This is a genomic window from Photorhabdus bodei, from assembly GCF_003287735.1.
Classification (GTDB): domain Bacteria; phylum Pseudomonadota; class Gammaproteobacteria; order Enterobacterales; family Enterobacteriaceae; genus Photorhabdus; species Photorhabdus kayaii.
The window spans coordinates 1-654 of record NZ_NSCM01000149.1 but is presented as its reverse complement, the minus strand read 5'-3'; the positions used below and the strand labels follow the sequence as shown (position 1 = coordinate 654).

General features: G+C 62.2%; 1 pseudogene. It reads left to right on the top strand.

Annotated features, from left to right (window positions below):
• A pseudogene (locus CKY02_RS23195) lies at positions 1-654 on the top strand (DNA primase); the annotation flags it as partial.

Below are 654 nucleotides of genomic sequence, written 5' to 3'. Positions count from 1 at the left end.
TGGCCGCTGATTTACTGGAAGCCGGTATCGAGGCATGGCGGGTGCAGTTCCCGCCGGGCATGGATGCCAATGACTATGCGCTGAAAAGCGGCAACGCCGAACATGCGCTGGGGCTGGCCTTGCAACAGGCAGTCTGGCTGGGACAGGGAACGGCCCCGGGCGCGGTGTTCCAGCATGAACGGCCAGTGACTTCGGGTGCGACGGAACCGCCACAAAGCGTCAGTGAGCCTCAACCGGCTTCCTTAGCTGCCCGCCCTGAGTCGCCAGTGACGCCGGTGCCCTGTGAGCGCACGGCCTGCGGTGAACTGTTGATGAAAAGCGGCCCCCGGGTCTGGCGGATACGGGGAATGAAAAAATCGCCGGTGCCCGATGTGATGAAAGTCAATGTGCAGGTGCGGGATGAAACGTCCGGCCTGTTCCATGTGGATACGCTGGACATGTACCATGCGCGGCATCGTCAGAACTACATCAGCACGGCGGCACAAGAGCTGGAATGCGAGCCGTCTGTGATTAAACGTGAAGCGGGTCGGGTCTTGCTGATGCTGGAGCAGCAACAGGATGCCGAGCAGCAAGCGGAGGCCGAAGCCTCAGGGACAACGGCGGTGACGGTCAGCGCGGAAGATGAAGCTGCCGCGCTGGCGTTGCTGACATCGC